This is a genomic window from Variovorax sp. 01N429 (genome assembly GCF_056399425.1).
On sequence record NZ_JBFTRG010000009.1, the window covers coordinates 161,753 to 176,221 of the forward strand.

The following is a 14,469-nucleotide window of genomic DNA, read 5'->3' on the forward strand; positions in this document are numbered from 1 at the left end:
GTTACTCTTGGATGCGAAGGTTGGTACTCGGGACCGACAGGCCGACCGGGTCATTGGGAGTGCACATGGCTGCGACGTAGGTGCGAAGAGGCGAATTCTTCCCGTCAGGTTGCCAGGGGCGCGAGGTGACGTTGAAGGTGCCGGCAGGCCCGGCCACGCCGCCGCCTGCATCGATGGCCATCATTTGATGAATGCACATCTTGTTCCGGTCCACGCAGCGATTCAGGATCGCTTGGTAGAGATCGCTTTCGACCGTGCCGAAATGACGAATCGGGTCGCGCTCGCTCGGGCGCTCCAGTTCCTGGTACACCGCGCGGGTCAGGGCACTGTTGCTGGACTTGGCCTTCTGGACCCACTGTTCGAAATCGGCTTCGCTCACGCCATGGAACTTGAAGCGCATGTTCGAGAACCCAGCGCCGCTGTAGTTGGCGGAGAAGCCCTCGAACTCGCCCGGCTGGTTGATGACCGCGTTGAGCTTGGTCTCCATGGAAGGCATCGCGTAGATCTGGCCAGCCAGCGCCGGGATGTAGAACGAATTCATGACCGAAGAGGCCGTGATCTTGAAGACGATCGGCCGATCGACCGGCGCCGCCATCTCGTTGACGCTCGCGATGCCTTGCTCGGGATAGATGAAGAGCCACTTCCAGTCGAGTGCGACCACTTCGACCGTGAGTGGCTTGACGTCGTCAGGCACCGGCCGCCCGGCTTCGATCCGCCTCAATGGGCGATAGGGATCCAGTGTGTGAGTGCTGATCCAGGTGATGGCACCCAGCGCGATGATGATGAGCAGCGGGGCTGCCCAGATGGCCAGTTCGAGTTCGGTGGAATGGTCCCATTCCGGCGAGTACTTGGCTTCCTTGTTCGACTGTCGGTATTTCCAGGCGAAGAAGATGGTCAGGCCGATGACCGGCACGATGATGAGCAGCATCAACACCGTTGAGATGACGATGAGCTGACCTTGCTGACGGGCGATATCGCCGGACGAATTCAGAACCACCGTGTTGCACCCCGCCAACATGGCGAGCGGGAGCAAGAGTAGTCCGCGAAAGTTCTTGAGGGGAGGCATGCCGGAGAATGGTGCGTTTGCTGGGCAAAGAGTCCAGAATCTACTTGGTTTGGCCTGCGCCGGATATTGGACGTTTTGTCCTATGGCGGCAATCCCGATTCGGTGAGACGCTCGCGAAGTCCACTTGACGACACACGAACCAGAGCAGAAATGACGATGTCAGGCATCAGTAGCACCGAACACGAACTGAACTCGACCCTTCATGGGGGCGACTCGGACCACTCACACGTCACACCTTCGGAGATCGCCGTTGGCGTGGTGATTGGGCGCGCGTCGGAGTATTTCGACTTCTTCGTCTATGGGATCGCCTCGGTCCTGGTCTTTCCGGCGGTGTTCTTTCCTTTCGAAAATCGCCTCGAAGGGATTCTCTTCGCCTTCACGATCTTTTCGTTCGCGTTCATTGCCCGTCCCTTTGGCACCGTCATATCGATGACTGTCCAGCGCCGCTTCGGGCGCGAGGCCAAACTGACAATCGCGCTGTTCCTGCTGGGCATATCGACGGCGGGCATGGCCTTTCTTCCGGGCTACGCGAGCATCGGTTTCACGTCGATCATCCTGCTGTCGCTCCTGCGTGTCGGGCAGGGGCTGGCGCTGGGTGGTTCGTGGGATGGGCTCCCTTCGCTGCTGGCGCTCAATGCCCCCGCGAATCGCCGCGGGTGGTACGCGATGCTTGGTCAACTGGGCGCCCCTGTTGGTTTCTTCCTGGCGAGCGCGCTGTTTGCGTTTCTCTATTCGAGCCTCTCGCTCGAGGACTTTCTCGACTGGGGATGGCGTTACACCTTTTACGTGGCTTTTGCGATCAACGTGGTCGCGTTGTTCGCGCGCCTCAGGCTGGTCTCGACCAACGAATACGATCGCTTGCTCGAGGCGCGTGAACTTCAGCCGACCGACGTGGTCGAGATGACGCGCTCGCAGGGCTACAACATCGTCATTGGCGCCTTTGCGGCTCTGGCAAGCTATGCGCTGTTCCACCTGATCACCGTTTTCCCGCTCTCGTGGATCACGCTGTACTCGACGCAGTCGATCACCGAGTTCCTTTTGGTGCAGATGGTCGGCGCCGTGCTCGGGGCCATCGGCATCGTTGCTTCGGGCCTGATTGCCGACCGGATGGGCCGGCGTAACACGCTCGGCAGCCTTGCGGTGCTCATTGCAGTGTTCAGCGGTTTTGCGCCAACGCTTCTGGATGGCGGTCGCCTTGGCCAGGACGTGTTCATCCTAGTGGGCTTCGTGATTCTGGGCTTGTCGTACGGACAGGCGGCGGGTGCCGTCACCGCGAATTTCGAGGCGAAGTACCGCTACACGGGCGCTGCGTTGACTTCCGATCTGGCATGGCTGATCGGCGCCGCTTTCGCGCCGCTGGTGGCGCTGGGCCTTTCGTCGCACTTCGGACTCGGTTACGTCAGTGTCTATCTGCTTTCAGGCGCCGTCTGCACTCTCGTGGCCCTGCGCATTAACCGGGCGCTCGAAATCCGCGAATAGCCGATCAACGGCGGACGCGCCACTGCTTGAAGAGCGCTACTGCCAGCGTAATCACGAGCGCCGCCAGAATCAGCTTGTGTTCGTAGGGTCGAAAGTGCCCGACCCACGAATGCACCCAGCCCATGAGCTTGACGCCAAACAGCACCACGACCGTGGACCAGACGACTGCAGCCACCGCGCAGAGGCCGGCGTAAAGCAAGGCCGACATCCGGCCCATACCGAGCGTCGCCGGCATCGCGATGCGCAAGCCCCATGCAAAACGCATCAGGAAAATCGTCGCCACAGGATGGCGCGAGACAAACCCGTTCACCCGCTCAATGTGAACGCGCAGCTTGGGACGGTTTGCAAGCAGTTCCAACCCCTTGCGGCGGCTCAGGTGGAAATAGAACTGGTCAGTCAGGAAGGCCGACGCTGCGCCGCAAGCAATCAAGGGACCTAGCGAAAGATAGCCCTGATGCACCGCAAAGGCGCCCAGCATCAGGATCGTCTCGCCCTCGAACAGCCCGGCGAAAAACACCACGGGATAGCCGTAGTTCTGGAGCAGTTCTGACAGATGCATGCCCGAATGATGCCGGGAAGAATGGTGTCAGTAGCTCGTCTCGCCCTTCGACTTGATCTCCCCTTCCTTGTTCGCGCGTGTTGCTTCGCCGGCGCGCGTCCTTCGGGCCGAAGAGCGATCGGTGCTCTGTACGGGCGCGCGTGCGTTGGGAACGGGATTGCCTTCGCCCAATTGCGGACCTCTCGCTGCTTCCTCGCCGATGCTGCGGCGCTGAGCGCGTGCGGCTGCACGTTGCTCGGGCGAGAAGCGGGGCTCGGCCGCAGGGATGGGATCACCTTCACTCATCTGGGGGCCCCTTGCGGCCTCGGCCCCTTGCTTGTTCCGTTCGGCGCGTGCGGCCGCACTGTTGTCGGTTCCGAAAACCTGCGCGCTGGCGCTCAGCGTCAGCAGCAGGCCGGCGGCCGCTGCCGCCGTCGAGGCAAGAATCTTCATTTCAAACTCCACAAGATCATTGCAAGTATGCGTCGACTGCCGTGCGGAAGGCGTCTCAAGGCGCTTTCGGGTCGGCCTTCGGAACGTTTCCGTTCTTGAGCCTTTCGCGGAAGAGCGCCGCGCGCATCAGGAAAATGGTCGTAACCGGCGCGGTGAGTGCAACGAACAACGCGATCAACGAAGCGTGCAGGAAAAGATTGAAGCCCTGGACCGAAAAATAGACGATCGTCGCGAGGGTCATGCTCCACACGCCCAAGGTCGCGCCGAGCGTCGGCGCATGGATTCGACGGAAAAACGTCGGCAGCCGCGCCAGCCCGAAAGAACCAATGGCAGCAAAAGCGGCGCCTGTCAGAGCGAACACCGCGGTCAGGATCTCTGCCCACATTGGCAGTGGGGCTTGGATGAATTCGTTCATGCGCAATCTCCGTTCGTCATTCGATCACCTCGCCGCGCAGCAGGAATTTCGCGAGCGCCGTCGAACTCACGAAGCCGAAAAGCGCAATCAGCATCGCAGCCTCGAAATAGACGTTGCTCGTATAGACGATGCCCAGCACCAGCATCATGAGCATTCCGTTGATATAGAGGCAATCGAGCGCCATCACACGGTCCTGCGCAGTGGGCCCGATGAGCAGGCGAGCGACGGCGCAGGTCATGGCGACGGCGAGCAACAGCAGCGCAAGCTTGAGTGCCCAGAACAGGATCGGTGTCATGATTCGAAGATCTCCATCAGCGGGCGTTCATAGCGGGACTTGACCATGGCAACGAAGGCCACCTCGTCGGGTTCGTCGAACAAGTGGATCAGCAGGCTGGATCGATCGAATGAAACCTCGCCCCAAGCGGTGCCGGGGGTGAGGCAGATAATCATCGCGAGCACCGCCAGCGCGTTCGGGTCCCGGACATCGAGCGGCACTCGAACGAAGCATGGGTTCATGCCGGCGTTGCGCTGGGTCAGCAGCAGTCGCGCCACCGTCAAGGCGGAGCGGATCATGTCGTAGAGCACCAGACCACTCAACCGCAGCGCAACGCCAGGGCGTCGCATCTTGACGGTCGAAGGCCTGAGCGACTGCGTCAGCAACGGCACGGCGAATGCCAGGATCGCTGCAAGCAGCAGCGTCGCGACATCCATTGATTGGTTGAGCAGCAGCCATACGACAAACAGGCCCAGCGAAAGCGGGGGCGATGGGATCCAGCGCTTGATCATTTGGCGGCTCCGGCTTCAGAGGTCGGGCTTGGCACCTCCCGCGCGCCGAGCACGGCAGCCCGATAGGCAGTCGGGGTCCGGAGGCTTTCGGCCGTGGCGACGGCGTGTTGCATCACCGGTCCCGCCCAGAACGTGAGCGCAAAACACGCCGCGAGGAGCGCCGCCACCGGCAGAACTTCGAGTGCCGGCAGCGCAGGCAGCGTCGCATGAGCCTGGGTCCAGAAATGCCGGATGCCGGTGCGGCTCAAGGCGATCAGCGTGAAGAAGCCCGACAGGAGCAGCAGCGCCATGAAGGCCCACGCCGCTGGAGCGACCTTCGAGACACTGAAGAGTCCAGACAGCATGGCGAATTTGCCGACGAAGCCGGACAGCGGCGGCAGCCCAGCCAGCAAGATCGTGCATCCGACGAAACTGAGGCCCAGGAAGGCGACCCCCGCCGGAATGGCTCGCCCATACAACGCCTGCGCGTGGTCGTCGAGATTCACGTCATCCGACCTCCGCAAGTCTTCGGACAGAAACGGCGCATCCCCGGCTGCCTCGTGCGGCGCGATGCTCATTCCTGCATTGCGCCAGCGCTCGATCATGTCGATCAGCAGGAAGAAGGCGCTCACCGCGAGCGTCGAGCTCAGCATGTAGTAGAGGGCGCCAGCCCACATGGCCGGCTGGCCAAACCCAATGGCCGCCAGCAGCGTGCCTGCCGAAACCAGCACGCTGAAGCCAGCGAGATTGGAAAGCCGCTGCGTGCCGACGATCCCCAGTGCGCCCACGAACAAGGTCGCCAGCCCCGTCGTGACCAGCGCTCCTTGTCCGAACTCCGCGGAAGCACCCGTGTCCGGCGCGAACATGACCGTCCATAGGCGCAGCAAGGTGTAGATGCCAAGCTTGGTAAGGAGAGCGAACACCGCACCCACGGGCGAAACCGCGGAACTGTACGCCGGCACGAGCCAGAAGTTCAGCGGCCACGCACCGGCCTTGGCGAAGAAGGCCGTCGCAAGGATGGCCGCGGCCGCGTGCACCAGCCCGCGATCGGCCGGCGAGATCTGGGCGATGCGCACGCCGAGGTCCGCCATGTTCAACGTACCGGTCACGCCGTACAGCAATGCGGCGCCAATCAGGAACAGCGACGAAGCCGCCAGGTTGATTGCAATGTAGTGAAGCCCCGCATGCACGCGCAGCCGGCCCGAGCCGTGCAGCAGCAACCCATAAGAGGCTGCGAGCATGACCTCGAAGAAGACGAAGAGATTGAACAGGTCCCCCGTCAGGAAGGCGCCATTGAGGCCCATGAGCTGCAATTGCAGCATCGGGTGGAAATGAACGCCGGCTCGATCCCACCGCGAAGTCGAATAGATGGAGGCGGCGAACGCGACCACCCCGGTGAGCGCCACCATCATCGTCGAGAGACGATCCGCAACGAGCACGATGCCGAAGGGCGCATGCCAGTTGCCCGGCAGATAGACGCCGATCGAGCCTGGGCCGCCCCCGGTCGCAGGCGCATTGACCCAGCGCAGCAAGGCAAGCGCTGCGAGAAGTCCGATCAGGCCGGATGCGACGCTCAAGGCGGACTTTGCCCGCCGTCGCTGTTCACCCAGGAGCAGCATGAGACCTGCGGTAAGCATCGGCACCAGGATCGGCACGGCGATCAGGTGCGGCATGCTGAATTCGAGCAGCCTGTCGATCAGGTTCAAGAAGCCGGTCATTCCTGCGGCTCCCGGCGTTCTTCGCCATCCACGTGGTCGGTGCCCGTCAGCCCACGCGAGGCCAGCAGCACCACGAGAAACAGCGCTGTCATCGCAAAGCCGATGACGATCGCCGTGAGCACCAGCGCCTGTGGCATCGGGTCGGCAGTGTTGGCAAGGGTGGCGGCAATGCCGGGCTCGAGCACCGGTTCGCTGTCGAGCTTCAGCCGACCCATGCTGAAGATGAAGAGATTGACCGCATAGGAGATCAACGTGAGACCCATGATCACCTGGAAGGTCCGCGGCCGCAGCAACAGGTACACGCCCGATCCGGAGACGATGGCAATGGCGATGGCGAGAACGATTTCCATCAGGCGACCGCCTCCTTCGCAGCGAGGGCGGTACGAGCCGCGTCTTTTTCAGCCTGTTCGTCGGACCAGCGATGGCTGCGAATCGATTGGTGGGCGAGTGCCGTGAGGATCAGCATCGTGGCACCGAGCACGAGCGCGAACACGCCCATGTCGAAGAACAGCGCGCTGGGCACATGCACCTCTCCGAGGATCGGCAAGTGAAGGTGCGCCGTGTGCGTGGTGAGGAACGGATAGCCGAGCACGATGGCGCCGCCACCTGTGGCCAGTGCAAGCAGGAGGCCAACGGCAATCCACCGCCTGGGATAGATGCGCAGATGCTCTTCGACCCATTCGGTGCCCGAGACGATGAACTGGAGCAGCAGCGCGACCGACATCACGAGCCCGGCCACGAAGCCGCCGCCGGGCTGGTTGTGGCCGCGCATGAAGAAATAGACCGAAACGAGCACCGACAGCGGGAGCAGCAGGCGCACCAGCACGGCAGGGACCATCAGGTAGCCGACGGCGGTGTCCTTGGCGCGGCGTGGATTGAGCAGATCGGTGTTCGTGTCGTCGGCCAGCAGCCGCTGTTGCAGCGGCAGCGCCATGGATTCCGGAGCCGGTCGGAAGCGGCGGAGCAGCGCATAGACCGTCAGCGCAACCACGCCGAGGACCGTAATTTCTCCGAACGTATCGAAGCCGCGAAAGTCGACGAGCATCACGTTCACGACGTTCGTGCCGCCGCCGCGGGTGAGGGCGCGCTCCAGGAAGAAGGACGAGATGCTTTGCGGGAAAGGTCGCGTCATCATCATCCACGCGATCGAGCCGAGCCCGGCGCCCGCAGCGATTGCCACCGCTATGTCGCGTGCACGCCGTGCCCGAGGGCGCAATCGCCCGTCTGCCGCCTGCCGTGTGGCCGAGCGCATCGGAAGCCATCGCAGACCGAGGAGGATCAGCACCGTCGTCACCACTTCGACCACCAACTGAGTGAGCGCGAGATCCGGTGCCGAGAACCAGATGTAGGTGATGCAGCACACCAGCCCGGCGCCCGAAGCGAGCATCAGCGATGCGAGCCGGTGAAACTTGGCTTGCCACGCGGCGGCTACTGCGCAGGTGCATCCAATGAGCCAAGTCATCGCAAACATGGGCGAGAACGGAAGCATTGAGCGCGATCCGCTTTCGGCCGGCGTGAAATAGAGCGCCGCGCCTGCACCGGCAACCGCTACGCTGACGAGAAGAAGCAATTGCGTCTGCAGCCGTCGGGTGCCCAGGAGACGCCGGCCACGCCGGCCTGCTTCACTCAGGCGCGCGAGCAGATTCTCGAAGATGCGTTGTCCATCGAAGCGGCTTAGGAGAGGCGTCGTCTCCAAGGCGCCGCGTGCGCGCCCTCGGCGTTGCAGCAGGTAGATCACCACGCCTCCGAGTGAAGCGGTCAGGCTCATCGCCAGCGGTTGATTGAAACCGTGCCACACGGCCAGGCTGTACTCCGGCAACTGGCCACCCACGACTGGCGTTGCGGCTGCGATCAGGAAGGCACCCACCGACCATGCCGGCGCTATGCCCACCACCAGGCAGATCAACACCAGCAACTCGACCGGTACGCGCATCCAATGCGGCGGCTCGTGCGGCTTTTTCGGCACTTCGGGTGGCCCGCATGGCGGACCGAAGAACACGTCGAACACGAAACGCAGCGAATACGCGACGCTGAACATGCCGGCGACAGTCGCGAGGACGGGCAAGCTCTTGCTGACCCATGGCGTTGCTTCGACCAGCGCAGTCTCGGCAAAGAACATTTCCTTGGACAGGAAGCCGTTGAGCAGCGGCACACCAGCCATCGCTGCGCTCGAGATGATCGCCAGCGTGCCCGTGATCGGCATCAGCTTGAGCAGGCCACTGAGCTTTCGAATGTCTCGCGTGCCGCTTTCGTGGTCGATGATGCCGGCCGCCATGAAGAGCGACGCCTTGAAGGTCGCGTGATTCATGATGTGGAACACCGCCGCGACGGCCGCAAGATCGCTGTTGAGCCCCAACAGCAGCGTGATCAGCCCGAGATGAGAGATGGTCGAATACGCGAGCAGCGCCTTGAGGTCACGCTGGAACATCGCTACGTATCCTCCCAGCAGCAGGGTGATCGCTCCTGCGCCGCCCACGAGCCAGAACCATTGCTCGGTGCCGGAAAGTACAGGCCAGAGGCGTGCCATCAGAAATACGCCGAGCTTCACCATCGTCGCCGAATGCAGATAGGCCGAGACGGGTGTCGGTGCCGCCATGGCGCGTGGCAGCCAGAAGTGAAAGGGGAATTGCGCGCTCTTGGTGAAGGCACCCAGCAGCACCAGCACCAGTGCGGCGGGATAGAGGCGACTGGCGCGGATCTCGTCGCCGGCGGCGAGAACCGCGTCGAGTTCGTAGCTGCCGACGATGCGCCCCAGCACCAGCACGCCCGCCAGCAGACAAAGGCCGCCCGCGCCGGTGACCGTCAGCGCCATGCTCGCACCACGTCGCGCATCACGACGGTGATGCCAGTAGCCGATCAGCAAGAATGAGAAGAGACTGGTGAGTTCCCAGAACAACACCATCTGGATGAGGTTGCCTGAAAGCACCACGCCCATCATTGCGCCCATGAACGCGAGAAAGAACGAGAAGAAGCGCGGCACCGGATCGGACGGCGACATGTAGTAGCGCGCATAGAGCACCACCAGCGCGCCGATGCCCAGGACCAGCATGGAGAATAGCCATGCGAAGCCGTCCATGCGAAGGATGAGATTCAACCCGAGTGCCGGCATCCACTCGATTTCTTGCCGGATCACTTGGCCGCTTGCGACTGTCGGGAAGAACCAGGCTGCCTGTATGGCGCAGCCTAACGCAACGAGGCCTGCGAGCGTCGATTCCCGGTTGCGCGCGTCAGATGGCAGCAGAGCCGCGATGACGCTCGCGATGAAGGGAAGAGCAACGAGAAAGACAAGGGGCATTGCGATCAATTCTATCGATCGACCCCGGCGCGACCATTCGCTCTCAAGCGACCATGTGCTGCACCGTTCGGATACCGAGCCAGGTAAGAACAAGCGATCCGGCAAGGTGCAGCGCTGCCGTCCCCATTGCCAGGCCGAAGCGATCGGTCAAGAGCATCCCGACCACTTCCGCGGAGAAGCTCGAGAAAGTTGTGAGGCCGCCAAGAAACCCGGTGATAAGCGCGAGCCGCCAGACGGGATCGAGCTGCGGCATGCCGTCGAACATGGCGACTGCGATTCCGATCAGGTAGCCCCCGATCAAGTTGGCCGCCAATGTTCCCCACGGCAGCGAAGCCCCTGAGTTGAGCCACAGGTTGAGCCCCCATCGACTGAGCGCGCCGACAGAGGCACCGATGCAGATGGCGACCAAGTGGATGGGGTGCATGGCGACTAAGGTGTGGATGGCGTTGAAAGGTGTCGCGAAGCATAAGTTCAAAGACTGGCGCATCGTTCGGTATTACCGCGATGGCAAATGAAAAAAGGGCCGCTTGAGGCGGCCCGCGCTGTGGCGTCAGCGACGCCTTGCGTTCTTCTTACTGCTTGGCCGGTTCTTTAGCGGCTGCGGCTTCCGCCTTCTTCGGCTCGGCCTTCTTCGCGTCGGGTTTCACTGCCGGTTCTGCAGCATGTGAGTAGGCTTGGCCATTGACCGTGAGGCCTTCAGCCGACAGCTTGGCTGCCGATTTTTCCTTCACGCCTTTGACGCGGCTCATGAAGTCGGGCCAGTCCTTGAACTCGCCTTGCTTGCGCTCGTCGAGGATGCGCTTGGAAAGTGCGGGGCCGACGCCCTTCAATCCATCGAGGTCCGCTTCCGTTGCCTTGTTGGCATCGACTGCCGCCCAAGAGGCGACCGCGAACAGCATGGCCGTAGCGGCCAAGATTTTCTTCAACATTTAAAACTCCCTGACATTGCTTTTTTTGTGAAACGCCTTTGGCGCTCCGCCGCATGCCGAATGCGTGCGGCGCCGCGATGATAGCGGGAGTTCGAAACTGATCTTCAGAGTTCTTCGACGCGGCGCGGGGGATAGCTGTCCCACGCCTGGCAGCCCGGGCAATGCCAGAAGTATTGATGCGCCTCGAAGCCGCATGCAGCGCATCGATAACGCATGAGCGGGCGCGTGGCCTGGTCCAGCGAGCGCTGCACCTGGGGGTGGAACTGCTCGTGCTCGAAGCGTTCGCCGGCAAGCCAGCGCGAGGCAGCCACCAGGGAAGGGTGGTGCGCCAGGTGCGCGATGTAGCCGTCGCGCGGCTCCGGCGGGGTGGCCTCGGTGGATCTGGCATCGTCAGGCAAGGCGGGAGTGCCGCCGAGCGCGATGATGGCTTCGAGCACGTCGATCGAGGGCGAGGCGACGTAGCGGCGCTGGAGCAGCGCCAGTGCCTCACCGGAACGCTGGGATGCGACTGCCGCCTGCTGAAGCATCGCGGCATACAGGGGCAGTGCCAGCGGAGCGCTCTCGCTGAGGGCTTTGAGCGTGTCGAAGGCCGCGGCCGAATCGCCGTTGCGCAATTGCAGAATCGCCGTGTCGATGGCGGGGCGCGGCGCTTGCGGGGCCAGCGCAACGGCCTGGCGCAAAAATTGAGCCGCACCATCGAGATCGCCGGCCGTGACGCGCTCGCCCGCTTGTTCGCAAAGGTGATGAGCGCGCCGCGTGCTGTAGCTCGCTTGATCTGACTCATCGAGTTTTTGCGCAACGGCCGCGGCCTGCGCCCATTCGCGCGAACGCTCATAAATGGCGAGCAGCGAAAGCCGAGACTCGTTTTCGTAGCGTGTGCCTTCGAGCTTCTGAAGTGCCGCCTCGGCCCTGTCGAGCAGTCCGGCTCGCAGGAAATCCTGAGCCAGTGCATGTTGCGCCCGGTCACGGTCGGCGCGGCTCAGGTCGCCGCGGCCGAGCAAGTGCTCGTGCACGCGCACTGCGCGCTGGTATTCGCCGCGCCGGCGGAAGAGGTTGCCGAGTGCGAAATGCAGTTCCTGCGTGTCGGGATCGTTCTGGACCGCTTCGATGAACGCGTCGATGGCCTGATCCTGTTGCTCGTTCAGCAGAAAGTTCAGTCCGCGAAAGTACGCCTTCGGCGCCTGGCGGTTTTCGATCTTCAGTTGCCTCAGGTCGAAGCGCGAAGCGAGCCAGCCGAGAACGAATGCAATGGGGAGGCCGAGCAGCAACCAGCTGAAGTCAAAGTCCATGTTGGCGTACGGCGGGTAGGTCGGTGGCTGCAACGGCGGGTGTGGCCGTTGCAGATGTCTGCGCGGAAGTTGGCGCGACGTTAGGCACTTGGGAAGCAGCAGTTCGATGCTTCCACCAGCCCGGCAGCATGCCGAGAGCGCCGACCACCAGCCCGCCTGCAAAGGCGGCAAGCACCACCAGCACCAGCGGAGCGCGCCACGACGCACCGAAGAAGAAATAGACGGTTGCGTCGTGCTGGTTGTTCAGCGCGAAGGCAAAAAGGGTAAAAAAAATGGCTGCCTTGAGCAGCCACAGGAGATATTTCATTCGCGTCCCCGTTGGCGGGGGAATTCTATGCCTCAGATGCGCTTGTGTTTCTCGGCATCGAGTTCTGCTGTTCGGGCATCGACGGCCTCGCGCAAGGCCTTGCCGGGCTTGAAATGCGGCACGCGTTTTTCCGGAATCTGAACGCTTTCGCCCGAACGCGGATTGCGTCCGATCCGCGGAGGCCGCCGGTTCACAGTGAAGCTGCCAAAGCCGCGAATCTCGATGCGGTGTCCACGCACCAGCGCGTCGCCCATCGCGTCAAGAATTGTCTTGACTGCGTATTCCGCATCTCGATGCGTCAGCTGCGAAAAGCGCGCTGCAAGTTCTTCGACAAGGTCAGAACGGGTCATGGCAAGAATGTGGGAGACAAAAAAAAGACAGAGCGGCCTTGGGGGACCCGCTCTGTCTTCCGGTGCGGCTTACTTGTCGCTGTTGTCCAGCTTGGCGCGCAGCAGAGCGCCCAGGCTGGTCGTGCCGGCGTTTTCGCGGGACGACTGCTGGCTCAGGCTGGCCATCGCGCCTTGCTCGTCGGCCATGTCCTTCTGCTTGATCGACAGCTGGATGTTGCGGGTCTTGCGATCCACATTGACCACCACGGCCGTGACTTCGTCGCCTTCCTTGAGCACGTTGCGTGCATCTTCCACGCGGTCGCGGGAGATTTCGCTGGCGCGCAGGTAACCGATGATGTCTTCGCCGAGGTCGATCTCAGCGCCGCGGGCGTCCACGGTCTTGACCTTGCCGGTGACGATCTGGCCCTTGTCGTTCACGGTCGTGAACGTCGTGAACGGATCGCTGTCGAGCTGCTTGATGCCAAGGCTGATGCGCTCGCGGTCGACGTCGACAGCCAGAACGATCGCTTCGACTTCCTGGCCCTTCTTGTAGTTGCGAACGGCGGTTTCGCCGGCTTCGTTCCACGAGAGGTCGGACAGGTGAACCAGGCCATCGATGCCGGCAGCCAGACCCACGAACACGCCGAAGTCGGTGATCGACTTGATCGGGCCCTTGACGCGGTCGCCGCGCTTGGTGTTTTGCGCGAACTCTTGCCACGGGTTGGCCTTGCATTGCTTCATGCCCAGGCTGATGCGGCGCTTGTCTTCGTCGATTTCAAGGACCATGACTTCGACTTCGTCGCCCAGCGAGACGATCTTGTTCGGAGCGATGTTCTTGTTGGTCCAGTCCATTTCGGAGACGTGCACCAGGCCTTCGATGCCGGGTTCGAGTTCGACGAACGCGCCGTAGTCGGCGATGTTCGTGACCTTGCCGAACAGGCGCGTGCTTTGCGGGTAGCGGCGCGAAACGCCCATCCACGGATCGTCGCCCATTTGCTTGAGACCCAGCGAGACACGGTTCTTTTCGGTGTCGAACTTGAGGATCTTCGCGGTGATTTCCTGGCCGGCCTGGACCACTTCGCTCGGATGGCGAACGCGGCGCCATGCCATGTCGGTGATGTGCAGCAGACCGTCGATGCCGCCGAGGTCGACGAACGCACCGTATTCGGTGATGTTCTTGACGACACCGCGCACGACTGCGCCTTCCTTCAAGGTTTCCATCAGCTTGGCGCGTTCTTCGCCCATGCTCGCTTCGACCACGGCGCGGCGCGAGAGCACCACGTTGTTGCGCTTGCGGTCGAGCTTGATGACCTTGAATTCGAGAGTCTTGTTCTCGTAGGGGGTCAGGTCCTTGATCGGACGCGTATCGATCAGCGAACCCGGCAGGAATGCGCGGATGCCGTTGACCAGGACCGTGAGGCCGCCCTTGACCTTGCCGCTCGTCGTGCCGGTGACGAAATCGCCGGATTCGAGAGCCTTCTCGAGCGCGAGCCACGAAGCCAAGCGCTTGGCGGTGTCGCGCGAGAGGATGGTGTCGCCGTAGCCGTTTTCAACGCTGCCGATGGCAACAGAAACGAAATCGCCGGCCTGGACTTCGAGTTCGCCCTTGTCGTTCTTGAACTCCTCGATCGGCACGTAGGCTTCGGACTTGAGGCCCGCATTGACCACGACGTGGTTGTGCTCGACGCGCACGACTTCGGCGGTGATGACCTCGCCGGTGCGCATTTCGGAACGCTTCAGGGATTCTTCGAATAGGTCGGCAAAAGATTCAGACATTGTGTTTTCCTTCCGTCACGCAGGGTTTGCAGGCGCTCATGCGATATTGCTTGCGACTGACATGTCTGGAGACGGCGGTTGTGAGGGCTGAGAGCCCGGTTAGGGTTGAA

The 14,469-nt window shown here is 62.4% G+C and carries 16 protein-coding genes; 1 reads left to right on the forward strand and 15 read right to left on the reverse strand.

Annotation, left to right across the window (positions count from 1 at the left end; translation table 11 throughout):
• Position 1: 1 nt before the first annotated feature.
• A complete protein-coding gene (gene cyoA / locus AC1DSF_RS17715) occupies positions 2 to 1,066 on the reverse strand; it encodes a ubiquinol oxidase subunit II (protein WP_478125753.1) in 1,065 nt (354 codons plus the stop codon).
• A gap of 150 nt (positions 1,067 to 1,216) precedes the next feature.
• Between cyoA and AC1DSF_RS17720 the strand changes: the two genes are divergently transcribed.
• A complete protein-coding gene (locus AC1DSF_RS17720) occupies positions 1,217 to 2,545 on the forward strand; it encodes an MFS transporter (protein WP_478125754.1) in 1,329 nt (442 codons plus the stop codon).
• 4 nt (positions 2,546 to 2,549) lie between these two features.
• Here AC1DSF_RS17720 and AC1DSF_RS17725 read toward each other — a convergent pair whose 3' ends face one another.
• The 14 genes from AC1DSF_RS17725 to rpsA form a co-directional block, all read right to left on the reverse strand.
• Positions 2,550 to 3,104 (reverse strand): DedA family protein, encoded by a 555-nt coding sequence (locus AC1DSF_RS17725; protein WP_478125755.1) that lies wholly within the window; start codon positions 3,102 to 3,104, stop codon positions 2,550 to 2,552.
• Positions 3,105 to 3,131: 27 nt separating this feature from the next.
• A complete protein-coding gene (locus AC1DSF_RS17730; RefSeq protein WP_478183177.1) occupies positions 3,132 to 3,536 on the reverse strand; it encodes a hypothetical protein in 405 nt (134 codons plus the stop codon).
• 55 nt (positions 3,537 to 3,591) lie between these two features.
• Positions 3,592 to 3,951, reverse strand: a complete 360-nt coding sequence (gene mnhG / locus AC1DSF_RS17735; RefSeq protein WP_478183178.1) for a monovalent cation/H(+) antiporter subunit G — start codon at positions 3,949 to 3,951, stop codon at positions 3,592 to 3,594.
• 16 nt (positions 3,952 to 3,967) lie between these two features.
• Positions 3,968 to 4,246 carry a K+/H+ antiporter subunit F gene (locus AC1DSF_RS17740; RefSeq protein ID WP_478125758.1) on the reverse strand — a complete coding sequence of 93 codons (279 nt, stop codon included), beginning with the start codon at positions 4,244 to 4,246 and terminating at the stop codon, positions 3,968 to 3,970.
• Positions 4,243 to 4,734: a Na+/H+ antiporter subunit E gene (locus tag AC1DSF_RS17745; RefSeq protein WP_478183195.1), complete on the reverse strand. Its 492-nt coding sequence runs from the start codon at positions 4,732 to 4,734 to the stop codon at positions 4,243 to 4,245. Before AC1DSF_RS17745 ends, AC1DSF_RS17740 begins: the two co-directional genes overlap by 4 nt.
• Positions 4,734 to 6,434 (reverse strand): monovalent cation/H+ antiporter subunit D, encoded by a 1,701-nt coding sequence (locus AC1DSF_RS17750; protein ID WP_478183179.1) that lies wholly within the window; start codon positions 6,432 to 6,434, stop codon positions 4,734 to 4,736. The genes AC1DSF_RS17745 and AC1DSF_RS17750 overlap by 1 nt, the downstream gene beginning before the upstream one ends.
• Positions 6,431 to 6,784, reverse strand: a complete 354-nt coding sequence (locus tag AC1DSF_RS17755; RefSeq protein ID WP_478125760.1) for a Na+/H+ antiporter subunit C — start codon at positions 6,782 to 6,784, stop codon at positions 6,431 to 6,433. Before AC1DSF_RS17755 ends, AC1DSF_RS17750 begins: the two co-directional genes overlap by 4 nt.
• Positions 6,784 to 9,729, reverse strand: coding sequence for a monovalent cation/H+ antiporter subunit A (locus tag AC1DSF_RS17760; RefSeq protein WP_478183180.1), 2,946 nt, complete (start codon positions 9,727 to 9,729; stop codon positions 6,784 to 6,786). Before AC1DSF_RS17760 ends, AC1DSF_RS17755 begins: the two co-directional genes overlap by 1 nt.
• 43 nt (positions 9,730 to 9,772) lie before the next feature.
• Positions 9,773 to 10,153: a fluoride efflux transporter CrcB gene (crcB, locus tag AC1DSF_RS17765; RefSeq protein WP_478125762.1), complete on the reverse strand. Its 381-nt coding sequence runs from the start codon at positions 10,151 to 10,153 to the stop codon at positions 9,773 to 9,775.
• Positions 10,154 to 10,301: 148 nt separating this feature from the next.
• Positions 10,302 to 10,658 (reverse strand): ComEA family DNA-binding protein, encoded by a 357-nt coding sequence (locus AC1DSF_RS17770; protein WP_478125763.1) that lies wholly within the window; start codon positions 10,656 to 10,658, stop codon positions 10,302 to 10,304.
• 104 nt (positions 10,659 to 10,762) lie between these two features.
• Positions 10,763 to 11,947, reverse strand: a complete 1,185-nt coding sequence (gene lapB / locus AC1DSF_RS17775) for a lipopolysaccharide assembly protein LapB (RefSeq protein ID WP_478125764.1) — start codon at positions 11,945 to 11,947, stop codon at positions 10,763 to 10,765.
• The gene (locus tag AC1DSF_RS17780) at positions 11,937 to 12,254 is read right to left on the reverse strand and encodes a LapA family protein (RefSeq protein WP_478125765.1); all 318 of its coding nucleotides are present in this window, start codon (positions 12,252 to 12,254) and stop codon (positions 11,937 to 11,939) included. The genes lapB and AC1DSF_RS17780 overlap by 11 nt, the downstream gene beginning before the upstream one ends.
• A 32-nt stretch (positions 12,255 to 12,286) precedes the next feature.
• A complete protein-coding gene (locus tag AC1DSF_RS17785; RefSeq protein ID WP_478125766.1) occupies positions 12,287 to 12,604 on the reverse strand; it encodes an integration host factor subunit beta in 318 nt (105 codons plus the stop codon).
• Positions 12,605 to 12,673: 69 nt separating this feature from the next.
• Entirely contained in the window at positions 12,674 to 14,359 is a 1,686-nt protein-coding gene (rpsA, locus tag AC1DSF_RS17790) for a 30S ribosomal protein S1 (protein WP_478125767.1), read from the reverse strand.
• Positions 14,360 to 14,469: the final 110 nt, after the last annotated feature.